Source organism: Desulfobulbus alkaliphilus (genome assembly GCF_016918545.1).
GTDB classification, from domain to species: domain Bacteria; phylum Desulfobacterota; class Desulfobulbia; order Desulfobulbales; family Desulfobulbaceae; genus Desulfobulbus; species Desulfobulbus alkaliphilus.
The window spans coordinates 214,233-230,262 of the sequence record NZ_JAFFQC010000001.1 but is presented as its reverse complement, the minus strand read 5'-3'; the positions used below and the strand labels follow the sequence as shown (position 1 = coordinate 230,262).

The window sequence follows — 16,030 nt, the reverse complement described above, 5'->3', positions numbered from 1 at the left end:
TCGGTGCGGTAGACTGCTGTCTACTTCCCTACAGCCGGCTGGATCAATCCAGCCGGCTGCTTCTCTTACTCGTATCGGTGGTACTCGTAGTTGAGATTATTGTCGGCTTTGGGGATGCGAATCAACACCGTGGCTGCATGACGGGGCAGGTAGATATTGAAAGTCGTGCCCTGGTCCGGTTCGCTGTAGACGTTGATGAAGCCATTGTTTTGTGTGACGAGGCCGTGCACGATCGCCAATCCTAAGCCTGCGCTCTGGCCCTTTTTTTTGGTGGTGAAAAATGGTTCGAACATCTTGTCAATGACATTCCCCCCCATGCCGTACCCATTGTCACTGACAGTGATCATTACATATTCGCTCAGGGGGAAGCCTGCTTGATTGACGTTGTCTTCGGCTTTCCATTGGGTATTTTTTACCTCGATGGTTATTTGCCCACGGCCCGTGATCGCATCCCGGGCGTTGCTGCACAGGTTGACCAGGATCTGTTCGATCTGGGGTACATTCATCGTGACCGGCCACAGCCCTGGCTCGGGTATCCAGACGAGATCGATTTCCGAGCCGGCGACCCGCCGCAGCATCGCCATCATGACTGCCACGGTTTCATTAAGATCGAGCCCTTCGGTGGCCACGGTCTGCATGCGGGCAAACGAGAGCAGTTGCCAGGTCAGGTTGGCGGAGCGATCAACCGCTTTGCCGATTTCCTGCAGATTGGCAAAAAACGGCTGCTCCGGGTCGACATGGTCCAAGGCCATTTCGGCATTGCCAAGAATGATGCCCAGCATATTGTTGAAATCGTTGGCAACGCCTCCGGCCAGCCGTTCAATTGATTCCATTTTCTCTATTTGAGCGAGTTGCTTTTTCAGCCGTTCCCGTCCTTCCTCAGCCTTTTTGTAAGCGGTGACATCGCTCAGGATGACCCGGTAGAGGGGCATGCCCGCATGGTCACGTGCGGCAATCGCTTCCAGTCGTGCCCAGAACGGAGAAATTGAGGACCGCAGCATCCGCAACTCGCACACCTGGGGCGCCCTGGTTTCCTGCAGTTGTTTGCGGTGACGATAATAAATATCCTGGTCCTCGGGCAGAATGAAGCGGCTCAACGGTATCCTGATCAGCTCACTCCAGGGAATATTGAGCAGGGTGGTGACGGTAAGATTCGCCTCCACAATGACTCCCGCCTGGTTCTCGGTTATATACCCCACCGGGGCGTAATCATAGAGATCGGCGAGAAGCGCCCGCGATGCTTCGAGCTCCATCTGGGTCTGGCGCAGTTCCTCGTTCTGTATTTCAAGCTCGATCTGATACACCCGCAGCTCATGAAACATTTCTTCAATTTCCTGGGATGATCGCAACGCCAGGTTTCCCGGTTTGGCTACCGTTTTCCTGCGGGCGATTTCTTCCGCCCATTTACGAAGTGCGGAAAGGTCGCCGGGTTGGTGCTTCTTATTCTCCATAGTCTTATCCTTGCCTGGTTAGTGCTCGTCAGAAACGCTTCTATTTCCCTGAATATTTGTTGCGCCGTCAAATCGAAATCGAATCCTCGTGACACTCACACATGCCTGCAGTTTAATTCGCCGGCGCGCCTCGATTCAGAACAAAACATATCGTTTCCGGATGGGTACTGGTCAGTTGACGGTATTGTTTTCGATCAGTGAGTTTGCTGCAAAAGGCCCCGGTGCCTGTTCGTCACTCTCTATGGTTTGTATTTGCAAATTCAATACCGGTATACCAGTCAGGTTCATTATTTGATTAAAAGGCAGTATATTGATAAGTTATCTAGATTAAGCGTTTGGGCGCGAGGCATTTTTGGTAAGAGCGAAAGTGTTGCGCGTTGCATAAAAGTGTTGCTATTTGACTGGAAAGCGCTACGCTTTAAGCGTTGATGTTAAATAAACGACAAGAGACAATATGGGTTTTTGGGGGGACATATTCGAGCCAGGCATACCGGCCTGCCCGTTGGCCTGCCGGAACAATCATAAGGACAGGGAGCCAAGCGATCTATGACTGACCAGCAATCAGGTGATAAACGTCTCGAAAAGTTGCGCCGCCTGGCTGAGCAACAGAACAAGGAGCGAACGTCCTCGAACGTTTCGGCAGCGGGCAAGCAAGATTACCAGCAGCTTGTGCATGAATTGCAAGTGCACCAGATCGAGCTGGAGATGCAGAACGAGGAACTCCGCATGACCCAGGAGCAACTGAGCGAATCGCTGGAAAAATACTCCGATCTCTTTGATTTCGCGCCGGTCGGCTACGTCACGACTAACATCAAGGGGCGCATCCTGGAGGCAAACCTCACCTTTGCCGATCAACTGGGCATGGACCGGGGCCGCCTGATCAACACCGCCCTGTCGCTGTACGCCGCGGCACCCGACAGGGCGGCCTTTAGCGCGCACCTTGCGCAGGTTTTCCGCAGCGGCGAACGGCACACCTGCGAAGTGCGGCTGGAACAACGAAACGGATCAGGCCTGTATGTGCAGGCAGACAGCATTCGGGCATTGCATGATGACGGCAGCCCGTCCTGCCGGACTTCGATCACCGACATATCCATCCGGAAAGCGGCCGAAGAGGCGCTGATCAGGCTGCATGGCGAGTTGGAAAACAAGGTGTTCGAGCGGACGATCGCACTCAGTGCGAGCGAAAAGGAGTTCAGGAAGCTCTCCCAGGAGTTCCGTACGCTGCTGGATGCGATCAGCGATACCTTGATTCTGTTTTCCCCAGAGATTGAAATATTGTGGATCAACGGCGATAATAGGCTGAAATTCAACGGGGAGATACTCGACCCGGCCGGGGAATACTGCTACAAACTCTTCCATGATCGGCAGGCACTCCTGGAAGAGTGCCCGGTCAGGCGTTGTTTCGAAACAGGACGCAAGGAAGTCGCCATGGTCACCTACAACGGGGCCGTGCTCGACATCCGGGCTTTTCCTGTGCATGATACGGACAGGGTCAGCAACGTGCTCCTGCTGGTAGGCGATATCACCGAGAAGATGGCAATGCAGGCAGAGGCGATCCAGGCGGTCCATCTGGCCTCGCTGGGGGAATTGGCGGCCGGTGTGGCCCACGAGATCAACAACCCCATCACCGGCATTATCAACTACGGCCAGATCCTGATCAATGAATGCAGTCCCGACAGTCTGGGAGTGGACATCGGCGCCCGCGTTGTCAAGGAGGGGGAGCGGGTCGCCTGTATCGTCAAGAATCTTCTTTCGTACGCTCAGCATGATCGGCGAAAAGATAAACGGTCTTCGAGCATCGCCGCTATTCTGGCGGAATCCATCGTGCTCACCCAGGCGCAGATGCGCAAAGAGGGCATTACCCTCACGGTCGACCTTCCCGACGATCTGCCGCGGGTCGATGCCAATTTTCAGCAGATCCAGCAGTGCATGATCAACATCATCAATAATGCCCGCTATGCCTTGAATGAGAAGTATGCGGGACGGCATGCGGACAAACGCCTCGATATTACCGGCGAGAGTGTCATGATCGATGGCTGCCCCTGGGTGCGCATCGTCTTTGACGATCACGGGGTGGGGATAGCACCGCAAGCGTTGACCATGCTGACCAAGCCCTTCTTTTCGACCAAGCCGTTTGGCAAAGGGACCGGCCTTGGGTTGAACATAACCCAGAAGATTATTACGGACCATGGCGGCACGCTTCGCTTCGAAAGCATCGAAGGCGCGGGGGCCAGAGTTATAATGGAGTTACCGGTGCATCAAAACGATGTCGAGGCGGGGGTATGAGTGCGCGGATTCTGGTTATCGACGATGAGGAATCGATCAGGTTCACTTTTGAGCGATTTCTCCGGGCGGCGGGGCACATCGTGGCCACTGCGGCAAGCTGCGGCGAGGCCATGGCCTGTTTAAGCGAGACCAGCTTTGACCTGGTCTTTGCCGACATCATTCTTGAGGATGGAACGGGGATCGATCTCCTCCGCGAGATCAAGGCGCGGGGACTGAGCTGCCCGGTCATCATGATCACCGGCGACCCCGGAGTCAAGACCGCGACCGATTCCATCCGGCTGGGTGCCTTCGACTATATCCCCAAACCCGTCAACCAGGAATCCTTGCTGGGCGTCACCAGAACGGCGCTCAAATTCAAGGCGCTTCATGAAGAAAACGAGCGTTACCGCAACAACTTGGAGGCGATCTTCCGCAGCGTCAGGGATGCGATCATCACCGTCGACCAGGAGGCGGTGCTGAGTGCACTCAACGAGGCTGCCATGTCCCTGTGCACCTTTTCCCCGGACGATATCGGTAAACCCTTCGCCGCGCTCTCGGCAGGATGCGGGGGTAGATGCGGAGAAATTATCGAGGCGGCGATCAGGAGCGGCGAACCGGTCGAGATGGACCGGGTCGAATGTCAACAAAAGAACCGGGACTCCCGCGTGGTCAGTGTGCGGACCTATCCCCTTCTGGATAGCCGGAAAAAGACCACCGGGGTCGTGATGGTAATCCATGACGACACCCAAGTGATCGGCCTGGAAAAAAAGCTGACCGAACACCGGCAGTTCCATCGTATCATCGGTAAAAGCGAGCCGATGCAGCAGGTCTATTCCCTGATCAAAGCCCTGGCCGGCGTACAGACCACGGTGCTGATTACCGGGGAAAGCGGGACGGGCAAAGAACTGGTGGCCGAGGCCTTGCACCTTGCCGGCGACCGCAGCCACAAGCAGCTGGTCAAGGTCAACTGTTCGGCGCTGCCCGAACACCTCCTGGAAGCGGAACTCTTCGGCCACGCCAAAGGGTCGTTCACCGGTGCCATCCGCGACAACGAGGGCCGGTTCCACAGGGCGGACGGCGGCACCATCTTTTTCGATGAAATCGGCGACATCTCCCCCAAGATCCAGGTGAAGCTTCTGCGTGTCCTCGAAGAGAGCGAATTCGAGCGGGTCGGCAGCTCGGCCTCCACCAAGGTGAACGTGCGTTTGATTGCGGCCACCAACAGAAATCTCCAGGAGAAAGTCGGGTCGGGCGAAATGCGGGAAGACTTCTACTATCGGCTCAAGGTGGTGGAAATCAGGCTGCCCCCTTTACGGGACAGGCGCGAAGACATCCCCCTGCTGCTTGAACACTTTCGCGCCAAGTTCAATGCCAAATTCAAGAAAAACATTGCCGGCGTCTCCGCCGACGTCCTCAAGGCCTTTTCCAGGTACCCCTGGCCGGGCAATGTCCGCGAACTCGAACATACCATGGAACATGCCTTTGTCCTGTGCAATCAGAACATCATCACCTATGACCATTTGCCGCCGGACTTCATGAGGGTTCCAGGAATGCGGCGTTCTTCCACAAAGGGCAAGGAGGTTGATCCCGGCGAAACGTTGGCGGCTCTGAACAAAACCGCCTGGAACAAAGCCAAGGCCGCCCGTTTATTGGGGATTGATCGCGTCACCCTCTACCGGCGAATCAAAAAATTCAACCTGATCGAGACACCCTCGCAATCCTGAGACCCTGCCGCGGCTACCGTGCACCGCGCATGTTAATAGCCCCCCCAGCCCTTGAAACGATCAGCGTGACCTTGCCAGGCCGCACTGATCTTTTTTTTTTGTGGGAACCGGTTCTTTTTTGTCCGTGATGTCGTAGTCCTCGTCGCGGAATAGTCCGTCAACTGTTGCGTAATCAGCCTGGATCTGTGCAACGTTTTTGCTGATTGCAACATCTTTTTTGCCCGCCGGCGATAAGCCAAACACTCTGCCTGAAGTCGTATCGTTTGAATAAACGGTTAGTATTCTAACGTGCCACCATTTATCCCCATTCTGGAGCACTTCTTGAAAGCTTGTAGTACCAAGTACCCCGGAAGCGAGATCTTTTCCTCGGAATCGAGGTGCGCAGGCGTAAGTGTTCTCAGGTGTCTCAAATTTGCACAGGCGTGGCTGTCCGCTCTAGCCTCTCTATGCGGGCAGTCGCGACCGTGCAAAGATGGAGTGCCTGTGATCGCCAACCTTTCCATTCCATCACCCGGGCACTGCTGGGGATCTCCTGGCCCGAGGTGCCCTCGCAAGGATCATGCATAATGGCGCATATACTCGTGATCGATGACGAAGAGTCCATTTTGTTCACCCTCGACAGGTTTCTCTCCGCCGAAAAACACAAGGTGAGCACTGCCGATAGTTATTGTGCGGCTTTGTCACGAATAGACGAGGAGTACTTTGACCTGATCCTGGCGGATATCAACCTGGGTGACGGATGGGGCATCGACATCCTGCACGTGGTGGTGCGGAGAGATCTCAACACTCGCGTCATCATCATGACGGCCTACCCAACCAGTGAGACGCGTGCAGAGAGTTTACGCCGGCATGCAAAGGATTACCTGGTCAAGCCGCTGCGACAAAAAAACCTTGTCCGCAGCGTCGAGAATGTATTGCAATGAAGGAACGAATCGGCGTGCTCAGGAGCTTCAGCCATGAACAGAGGTATCACCCCCATCCACCGTTTTGCGCTGCGGTTGCGGGCGCTCCTCGGAGGCAACCGGCCGGCACGGCACTATGCCGCCGGCGAACCGCCGTTACGTTCGGGATTGTTCAGCGCCGAGCAGATGGAGCATCATGGCAAGGCCCTGGCGGCTTCGCATACCTTGATCTCGGAACGAACCCAGGATCGTCTGCTCAAGCGATTGGCTGAAAACGAAGAGATACTGAAAGGTGTGCGTGACCTTTTGGCCGAGTCAGTCCAGGCAAACCTCCGTATTGCCCCGGCAGGGGAATGGCTGCTCGACAACTTCTATCTGATCGAGGAACAGATTCGAACAGCCAAACGGCACCTGCCCAGGGGGTATAGCCAGGAACTGCCTCGCTTGCGGGACGGTCAATCGGCCGGGCATCCCCGGGTTTATGACATTGCCCTGGAGACGATTACCCATGGCGATGGCCTGGTCGATCCGGAGAGTCTCGGCAGTTTCGTTACCGCTTATCAGACCGTGAGCAGCCTCACCCTTGGCGAATTGTGGGCCATCCCCATCATGCTGCGCCTGGCACTGGTGGAGAATCTTCGTCGGGTCGCCGCTCTGGTGGCTGCGGACAGGGTCAACCGTAACCTTGCCAACTCCTGGGCAGACCAGATGATCGAAGTCGCCCAGAAGGATCCCAAGAGTCTGATTCTGGTGATCGCCGATATGGCGAGGTCCCAGCCGGATCTGGTGAGTTCCTTTGTTGCCGAATTTGCCCGCCGTCTCCAGGGGCAAAGCCAGGATCTGGGCTTGCCGCTCACCTGGATCGAACAGCGTCTGTTCGAATCGGGCCGGAATATTGAGCAACTGGTGCGGGCCGACAATCAGCAACAGGCCGCTGACCGGGTCTCGATCAGCAATACCATCAGCAGTCTGCGTTTTTTGACGGCCATGGACTGGCGTGTCTTTGTCGAGACGATGAGCATTGTCGAACAGACCCTGCGTGAGGATCCAGGCGACGTGTATGACAAGATGGATTTTGCTACCCGTGATAACTATCGTCATGCGGTGGAAAAAATTGCCCGCAAGAGCCACCGCTCGGAAAATGAGGTTGCTCGTGCCGCAATCGAGCTGGCGCAAGAGGGAGCGACGCGGAATGGTTGCGACGACCCCGCCTCCCATGTGGGATTTTACCTGATCGACAAAGGACGGGTGCAGCTCGAGCAACGGACCCAGGTTCGACACTCCACGCTGGAAACGGTGGCCGTTACCGGCCGCCGTTTTCCTTTCCTCCTCTATAGCGGCTCCATCCTGCTGCTGACCGTGGTCCTTGCCTGGTTTTTGACGGCCAAGGCGCAGGAAGGCGGCCTGTACGGAGGGCTGCTCGGCCTGGTTGGCCTGCTGACATTGCTGAGCGCCAGCCATCCGGCGGTTGCCCTGATCAACTGGCTGGCCACCCTGCTGGCAACGCCCCGGTCTTTACCGCGCATGGATTTTTCCAAGGGCATCCCCCAGGAATTGCGTACACTGGTGATCGTGCCGACCATGCTCACCTGCAAGGAGAGTGTCGGTGAACTGGTCGAGGCCCTGGAAGTCCGCTTCCTGGCCAATCGGGACGAGCATCTCCATTTTGGCCTGCTCACCGATTTTTGTGATTCCGCTACGGAAACCGTGCCGGAAGACGAACCAATCCTGCGCTTGGCCCAACAGCACATCGAAGCGCTCAATGCCAAGTATCAGGATTCGGCTGGCGACACCTTTTTCCTCTTTCATCGCCCGCGCCGCTGGAATGTCCAGGACCGGATGTGGATGGGCTACGAGCGTAAACGCGGCAAGCTGGCCGACCTGAACTGGCTGTTGCGCGCCGGCCCGGATACCGACTTCGGAGAACGCTTCTCGCTGATTGTCGGGGCAACGGCCATTCTCGCCAAGGTCAAGTACGTCATCACCCTGGACACGGATACCCAACTGGCGCGGGATTCAGCCTGGCAGTTTGTCGGCGCCATGGCCCATCCTCTCAATCGCGCCTGCTATGACCAGGACAGACAGCGGGTTGTCTCCGGCTACGGCATCCTTCAGCCCCGGGTAGCGATCAGTCTGTCCGGTACCAACCGCTCCCTGTATAGCCGCCTGTGCGGCAGCGAACCCGGCATCGATCCCTACACCCGAGCCGTTTCCGATGTGTATCAGGATCTGTTCAACGAAGGTTCGTTCATCGGCAAGGGAATCTATGAGGTCGATATCTTCGAAAGCGCCCTGGGCCATCGCTTCCCGGATAACCGTATTCTCAGCCATGATCTTCTCGAGGGGTGTTATGCCCGCTCCGGGTTGTTGAGCGATGTCCAGCTTTACGAAGAATACCCGTCGCGCTACAGCGAGGATGTGAGCCGCCGGCATCGGTGGATTCGGGGCGACTGGCAGATCGCCTGGTGGATGACACCCGCTGTTCCCGGCCTGGACGGACGTCTGCGGAAAAACCCGCTGACCCTGCTGTCGCGCTGGAAGATTGGCGACAACCTGCGGCGCAGTCTGGTGCCGACCGCTTTGACCCTGCTGCTGCTGGTGGGCTGGACCATATTGCCGTCGCCCTGGTTCTGGACCGTGGCCGTGCTGGGTATCATCGTGATCCCTTCCCTGATCGCCTCAACCCTGAATGTACTGCGCAAGCCGGTTGACGTCCCCTTGGCTCAGCATCTTGCCGCGGCGGGACGCTCGACCGGCCAAAGCCTGGCGCTGGCCGCCTTTACTCTTGCCTCTCTCCCCTACGAAGCGTTTTTCTGTGTGGATGCGATTGCGCGTACCGCCTGGCGCCTGCTGGTCACCCGTCGGAGACTGCTCGAATGGAACCCCTCGAGCAGATCGAAGAGCAACACAAATCCCAGCCTTGCCGACTCGTGCCGGATCATGTGGTTCGCCCCGGTCCTTGCCATCGCCGCGGTGATGACTCTTGCCTTGTTGCGGCCCATCTCGCTGTTGGTGGCGATGCCTATTCTGGCCTTATGGTTTATTTCCCCTGGTATCGCCTGGTGGATCAGCCGGCCGCTTGCCCGCCGTCGACCGAGGCTTTCAATCGGACAGACCCGCTTTCTTCGCACCATGGCGCGGAAAACCTGGGTGTTTTTCGAGACCTTCGTTGGTCCGGATGATCATTGGCTGCCGCCCGACAATTTTCAGGAGCATCCCAAACCGGTAGTTGCACATCGCACCTCGCCCACCAACATGGGACTGTCCCTGCTGGCCAACCTCAGTGCCTATGATTTCGGGTATATTGGCCCTGGAAGGCTGATCGAACGCACCGCAAACGCCCTCCGCACCATGGACACCCTGGAGCGATACCGGGGGCATTTCTACAACTGGTACGACACTCAATCTCTTAAACCCCTGCTGCCTCACTATATTTCGTCGGTCGACAGCGGCAATCTTGCCGGCCATCTGCTGATTCTGCGCCAGGGCCTGCTTGCGCTGGCGGACGACCCCATTTTGGGAAGACGGTTTTTTGAGGGTTTAGGGGACACCCTCGCATGTGCCATGGAGGCGACAGACGCCAACCCGGAAGAAGGCCTGCGATTCACCCAACTGTACCAGAAGCTTGCAGCGGTCGTCGATGCCCACCCCACCCAGCTCTCGAGCATGCAACGGCACCTGACGTACTGGGCCACGGAGGCAGAAGCGGTCGTCGATACGCAGGCGGAGGGCACCGAGATTGAGAACCCCGTACACTCGTGGACCATGGCCCTTGTCCGCCAGTGCCGGGACGGCCTCGAGGAGTTGCTGTTCCTTGCTCCGTGGCTGGAGACCGCAACGGTTCGTCCTGGTTCCGGAACAATGCCCGATCTCGAGCGGATTCCCACCCTGCGGGAATTGGCTACCTTGGAGGTCAACCTTGGGCCTGCGCTTGAAGAGCGTCTTGCCGGGCAGACTAGCCCCGAGCAGCAGGCATGGCTTGAGGCGCTCCCGCCCTTGCTCAGGGAGGCGGGTTGCCGCGCCGAAGCCCGGATTGCGACCCTTGAAGGCCTTGCCCAGCTGGCAAACAGGCTGGCACAGGTGGACTATGCTTTTCTCTTTGACACGGCAAGCCGGCTCCTGGCCATCGGGTACAACGTCACCGACCACCGCCGGGACCCAAGCTATTATGATTTGCTCGCTTCCGAGGCACGGCTTGCCAGTTTCGTGGGCATTGCCCAAGGGGTATTGCCGCAGGAAACCTGGTTTGCCCTGGGCCGCCTGCTGACCACCACCGGTTGCGGACCGGTACTTCTTTCGTGGAGCGGGTCCATGTTCGAATACCTGATGCCGCTCCTGGTGATGCCGTCCTACGAGGATACCCTGCTCGAGCAGACCTGCAAGGCGGCTGTCGCCAGCCAGATCGATTACGGTCGCAAATCCGGGGTCCCCTGGGGTGTTTCGGAAAGTGGCTATAACGCCATCGACGCCCAACTCAATTATCAATATCGGGCCTTCGGTGTACCCGGTCTGGGGCTCAAGCGCGGGTTGGCCGAAGACCTGGTGATTGCTCCTTATGCCTCAGCAATGGCGCTGATGGTCGATCCCGAAAAGGCCTGTCTCAATCTCGAACGGATGGCGACGGAAGGGTTTGCGGGAAAATTCGGCTTTTACGAAGCGATCGACTACACGCCCTCCCGTCTGCCGCGTGGGCTCTCCAACGTGGTGGTGCGTTCCTTCATGGCCCATCATCAGGGTATGAGCCTGCTCTCTTTCGCTTTCCTGCTGCTGGACCGTCCCATGCAGAAACGATTTGCCATGGAGCCCTTGTTTCAGGCCACCATGCTGTTGTTGCAGGAACGGATTCCCAAGGCCGCCCCCTTCTTTACCCACGCCACCGAACTTGCTGAACTGCAGGAGACCTCCAGTGATTTCCAGACCCCGGTGCGCATCTTCACCAGCCCGGATACGCCGAATCCCGAAGTGCAGCTGCTGTCCAACGGCAGCTACCATGTGATGATCACCAACGCCGGCGGCGGGTACAGCCGCTGGCGGAACCTGGCCGTGACCCGATGGCGTGAAGACAGCACCCGCGACAACTGGGGTACATTTTGTTACGTCCGGGATGTCGCCAGCGGCACATTCTGGTCAACGACCCATCAGCCGGTGGCGCGGCCATCGTCCCATTTTGAAACGGTTTTTTCGGAAGAACGCGCCGAGTTCCGTTGTCGCCACGACCAAATAGACGCCTATACCGAAGTGGTGGTTTCATCCGAGGATGATATCGAGATACGCCGGATCACGCTCACCAACCGTTCCCGCAAACGCAAAGATCTCGATGTCACCAGTTACGCGGAAGTGGTTCTGGCCCCGCCCGCCGGGGACGCGCTCCATCCGGCCTTCAGCAACCTCTTTGTCCAGACCGAAATCGTCCGACATCAGCGGGCGATTCTCTGCACCCGGAGGCCCCGTTCCATCGACGAGCCGACACCCTGGATGTTTCATCTGATGGCGGTGCACGGCGCCGAGGTCGGCGATATTTCCTACGAAACCGACCGAATGCGATTCATCGGCCGCGGCAACACCGTGGCCGCTCCCGAGGCAATGAGCGGTAGCGGCGATTTCTTCACCGGGGCGCTCTCGGGCAGCGAAGGCTCGGTGCTCGATCCGATCGTGGCCATCCGCTACAGGATCACGCTCGAACCGGAGGAATCGGTCTCCGCCAACATAGTCTCCGGCATCGGCGCCACCCACGACGACGCCTTGCGCCTGGTGGGGAAATATCAGGACCGGCGTCTGGCTGATCGTGTGTACGATCTGGCCTGGACGCATGGTCAGGTGCTGCTCCTTCAGTTCAATGCCTCGGAGGCTGACGCCCAACTCTACCGCCGTCTTGCCAGCTCGATTATCTATGCCAATGCGGCCTTGCGGGCGGAGTCGAATATCCTGATCAGGAATCAGCGCGGACAAACCGGTCTCTGGGGCTATGCCATCTCCGGCGACCTGCCGATTGTGCTGCTGCAGATCGAAGATCCGACCAATATCGAACTGGTGCGGCAACTGGTGCAGGCCCACGCCTACTGGCGCCTCAAGGGGTTGGCCGTGGATCTGGTTATCTGGAACGAAGACCGCACTGGCTACCGGCAACTGCTCCACGATCAGATTATGGGGCTGATTGCCGCTGGCATCGAGGCCAGCCTGATAGACCGGCCTGGCGGCATTTTCGTGCGGCCTGGTGATCAGATCGCCGAAGAGGACCGTATCCTGATCCAAACCGTTGCCCGCGCCATCATCTCCGACAGGCGCGGGTCGCTGGCGGACCAGATCAAAGGGCGCAGTTTGGCTGAAGTCACTGTCCCTGTCCTCACCCCGACCCGAACCCATCGTTCCGAACCCCTGGCAGTCCCCCCTGCACCACGTCACGACCTGTCGTTCTACAACGGTCTGGGCGGGTTTACCCCGGACGGCCGCGAATATGTCATCACCACCGCCCAGGGGCAGCTGACACCGGCTCCCTGGGTCAACGTGCTGGCCAATCCGCGGTTCGGAACCGTCATTTCCGAAAGCGGCCTTGCTTATACCTGGGCCGAAAATGCGCATGAGTTCCGCCTCACCCCTTGGGCCAACGATCCGGTGAGCGATTCGAGCGGCGAGGCCCTGTACCTTCGCGATGAAGAACGCGGCCACTTCTGGTCGCCGACGCCGCTCCCCTGCCGCGGGGCAACACCCTACGCCACCCGGCACGGATTCGGGTACAGCATTTTCGAGCATACCGAGCGCGGCATCCGCTCCGAGTTGACGGTGTATGTGGCCCTGGACGCGGCGATCAAGTTCATGGTGCTCAATGTACGCAACGAGTCGGACCGGTTCCGCCGCCTCTCGGCCACCGGCTATGTTGAATGGGTGCTGGGCGACCTGCGGCCCAAATCGACCATGCACGTGGTGACCGAGGTCGACCCTGCAAGCGGCGCGCTTCTGGCGCGCAACCCGTACAACACGGAATTTTCTGGCCGGACCGCGTTTTTTGACGTTGACGCCACCGAGCGCACCGTCACCGGCGACCGAACCGAATTCCTGGGCCGCAACGGTTCGCTGCGGACGCCCGCTGCCCAAATGCGCACCCGCCTTTCGGGTAAGGTCGGCGCCGCCCTCGACCCCTGCGGGGCGATCCGGGTAAGCTTTGATCTGGCCGCCGGGCAGGAGCACGAGATCATCTTCAAACTCGGGGTGGGCCAAAACCTCGAAGACGCCAGGAACCTGATCCAACGTTTTCGCGGGACAACTGCGGCCCGCGGCGCCCTTGATCTGGTCTGGCAGTACTGGAAGCACACCTTGGGAGCGGTGCAGGTGGAAACCCCGGATCAATCGGTCAATGTGCTGGTCAATGGGTGGCTGCTCTATCAAACCCTGGCCTGCCGTATGTGGGCGCGAAGCGCAACCTACCAGTCGGGCGGCGCCTTTGGGTTCCGCGATCAGTTGCAGGACGTGATGGCGCTGGTCTACTCCCGACCGCATCTGGTCCGCGAGCACCTGCTCCTGTGCGCGGCCCATCAATTTCCTGAGGGTGACGTCCAGCACTGGTGGCATCCCCCCACGGGTCGCGGCGTGCGCACCCTCTGCTCGGATGATTACCTCTGGCTGCCGCTGACTGTCTGCCGCTATATTCAGGCCACTGGGGACAGCAGCGTGCTCGACGAAGCGGTTCATTTTATTCTGGGTCGCCCGGTCAAGGCTGATGAAGACTCCTATTATGATCTTCCCGGACGCTCGGAAGAGACGGCCAGCCTCTATGAGCATTGTGTTCGCGCCCTTCTCCGCAGTCTCAACTTCGGTGAACATGGCCTGCCGCTCATCGGCTCCGGCGACTGGAACGACGGCATGGATCTGGTCGGCCGGCATGGCAAAGGGGAAAGCGTATGGCTGGGATTTTTCCTCTATGATGTGCTGATGCGGTTCTCCAAACTTGCCCAGGAACGAGGTGATATACCGTTTTTCAAGCGGTCCCAGGAAGAGGCGGTGCTGCTGCGCCGCAATATTGAACAGCATGGTTGGGATGGGGAGTGGTACCGCCGCGCTTTTTTTGACGACGGCACGCCATTGGGATCCGCAGAGAACCCGGAATGCCGGATCGATTCGATTGCGCAGAGCTGGTCAGTGCTTTCCGGGGCCGGCGATCCCGAACGTTCGCGCCTGGCCATGGAAGCGTTGAACGAGCGCCTGGTGCGCCGCGAGGACCGGCTGATCCAACTTCTCGACCCGCCCTTCGACACCTCCGCGCTTGAACCAGGCTACATCAAAGGCTATGTCCCGGGTGTGCGGGAGAATGGAGGCCAGTACACCCATGCGGCCATCTGGGCGACCATGGCCTTTGCCCGCCTGGGCGATAACCGGAGAGCATGGGAGTTGTTTGACCTGATCAACCCGGTGCACCATGCCCGCACACCCGAGGAGACCGACATCTACAAGGTGGAACCGTACGTTGTCGCCGCCGACGTCTATGCGGTCGCACCCCATACCGGCCGCGGTGGGTGGACCTGGTACACGGGTTCGGCCGCCTGGATGTATCGCCTGATCGTGGAATCTCTCCTCGGACTCAACCTGGAGGGGGATACCCTGCGTTTTACCCCCTGCCTTCCGGCAGATTGGCAGGAATTTGTGCTGCACTATCGGTATCGGGAAACCACTTACCATATCAAGGTCCTGCAAACAGAGACTGGCTCGGGTGCAATGCAGGTGACATTGGACGGGAGCGAACGGGAGGACCGGGTTGTTCCTCTGATCGACGATCATCAGGAGCACGCGGTCGAGGTGAAAATACCGGGGCCGGTCAGCAATGAGCACAGCGGATGACCGGGATGACAGATATGACCAACACGTGGACGTTCAACGAATGTAAGAAGGTTTCGGCAACTAATAAGTGTCCATCCGGAAACGAGATATATTGTGCTGAATAGGGACGCAGCGGCGAATTTAACCGCAGGCATCTATCTAATATTCCCTGGATTAATTTTTACGGCGCAACAAAAGGTCAGAAGAATAGATCCGTTTACGGATGGGCACTAACAAGGGGTGTTGAGAATGGTCTCACAACCCTCACCCCCCCGCTGTACTCAGCATCGGGGATCGCAGTTTTATTCATCATTTGGAGGAACAGAATCATGACACGAACAAATTTTTTCACCGCATTTTTTTTAATTACCCTGATGGCACTTTTCCTGGGATGCGCATCGACAGAAAAGCAAGCGGGATTTGGTGAGTCTATTGATGACACGGTTATCACCACCAAAGTCAAGGCGGCAATCTTCGGAGATGATTCCCTGAAATCTAGAGAGATCAAGGTTGAAACCTTCAAGGGTATTGTGCAACTGAGCGGTTTTGTCAATTCCCAGGCCGAAATCAATAAAGCGGTAGAGCTTGCACGTGGTGTTGAGGGGGTTAAATCGGTTGAAAACAGCATACAACTAAAATGACAATAAACGTTTACCGGACGCAAGAAAAAGGCCGCATTACCTGAAAACTGAACCGTTTACCAGCATTTCAAATGTGGATAAGCATGCTGTTGGGCTATAATGATCCTTTGCGCGGCAGCCTGATCTTCCGCAGATGGTGTGTTTATGAACGGTTACCAGCTTTCAGGAGACTTCCTGCTATCTTGCATGCTGCGGCCCCGCCAAAGGCAACCCTCTCGCTTTCACGTCACCAAGGAAAA

At 57.9% G+C, this 16,030-nt stretch carries 6 protein-coding genes; 5 read left to right on the top strand and 1 reads right to left on the bottom strand.

Annotation, left to right across the window (positions count from 1 at the left end; all coding sequences use genetic code 11):
• Nucleotides 1–65: 65 nt before the first annotated feature.
• The gene (locus JWG43_RS01060) at nt 66–1,451 is read right to left on the bottom strand and encodes a two-component system sensor histidine kinase NtrB (protein WP_205240946.1); all 1,386 of its coding nucleotides are present in this window, start codon (nt 1,449–1,451) and stop codon (nt 66–68) included.
• A 546-nt stretch (nt 1,452–1,997) separates the two neighbouring features.
• On the opposite strand from JWG43_RS01060, the gene JWG43_RS01055 reads away from it, so the two are divergent.
• The 5 genes from JWG43_RS01055 to JWG43_RS01035 all read left to right on the top strand — a co-directional run bounded on the left by JWG43_RS01055 (nt 1,998) and on the right by JWG43_RS01035 (nt 15,791).
• A complete protein-coding gene (locus tag JWG43_RS01055; RefSeq protein ID WP_205240945.1) occupies nt 1,998–3,737 on the top strand; it encodes a PAS domain-containing sensor histidine kinase in 1,740 nt (579 codons plus the stop codon).
• Nucleotides 3,734–5,440, top strand: a complete 1,707-nt coding sequence (locus tag JWG43_RS01050) for a sigma-54 dependent transcriptional regulator (RefSeq protein ID WP_205240944.1) — start codon at nt 3,734–3,736, stop codon at nt 5,438–5,440. Before JWG43_RS01055 ends, JWG43_RS01050 begins: the two co-directional genes overlap by 4 nt.
• Nucleotides 5,441–6,006: 566 nt before the next feature.
• On the top strand, nt 6,007–6,363 hold the full coding sequence (locus JWG43_RS01045) for a response regulator (RefSeq protein WP_205240943.1): 357 nt from the start codon (nt 6,007–6,009) through the stop codon (nt 6,361–6,363).
• A 33-nt stretch (nt 6,364–6,396) separates the two neighbouring features.
• A complete protein-coding gene (locus tag JWG43_RS01040) occupies nt 6,397–15,171 on the top strand; it encodes a glycoside hydrolase family 94 protein (RefSeq protein ID WP_205240942.1) in 8,775 nt (2,924 codons plus the stop codon).
• Between the two features lie 308 nt (nt 15,172–15,479).
• Nucleotides 15,480–15,791 carry a BON domain-containing protein gene (locus JWG43_RS01035; RefSeq protein ID WP_205240941.1) on the top strand — a complete coding sequence of 104 codons (312 nt, stop codon included), beginning with the start codon at nt 15,480–15,482 and terminating at the stop codon, nt 15,789–15,791.
• The last annotated feature ends 239 nt before the right edge of the window (nt 15,792–16,030 follow it).

Bases quoted from the DNA above. Each gene is read 5' to 3' on its own strand.
- JWG43_RS01060 (WP_205240946.1), bottom strand. From the start codon at position 1,451: ATGGAGAATAAGAAGCACCAACCCGGCGACCTTTCCGCACTTCGTAAA.
- JWG43_RS01040 (WP_205240942.1), top strand. From the start codon at position 6,397: ATGAACAGAGGTATCACCCCCATCCACCGTTTTGCGCTGCGGTTGCGG.
- JWG43_RS01050 (WP_205240944.1), top strand. From the start codon at position 3,734: ATGAGTGCGCGGATTCTGGTTATCGACGATGAGGAATCGATCAGGTTC.
- JWG43_RS01055 (WP_205240945.1), top strand. From the start codon at position 1,998: ATGACTGACCAGCAATCAGGTGATAAACGTCTCGAAAAGTTGCGCCGC.
- JWG43_RS01035 (WP_205240941.1), top strand. From the start codon at position 15,480: ATGACACGAACAAATTTTTTCACCGCATTTTTTTTAATTACCCTGATG.
- JWG43_RS01045 (WP_205240943.1), top strand. From the start codon at position 6,007: ATGGCGCATATACTCGTGATCGATGACGAAGAGTCCATTTTGTTCACC.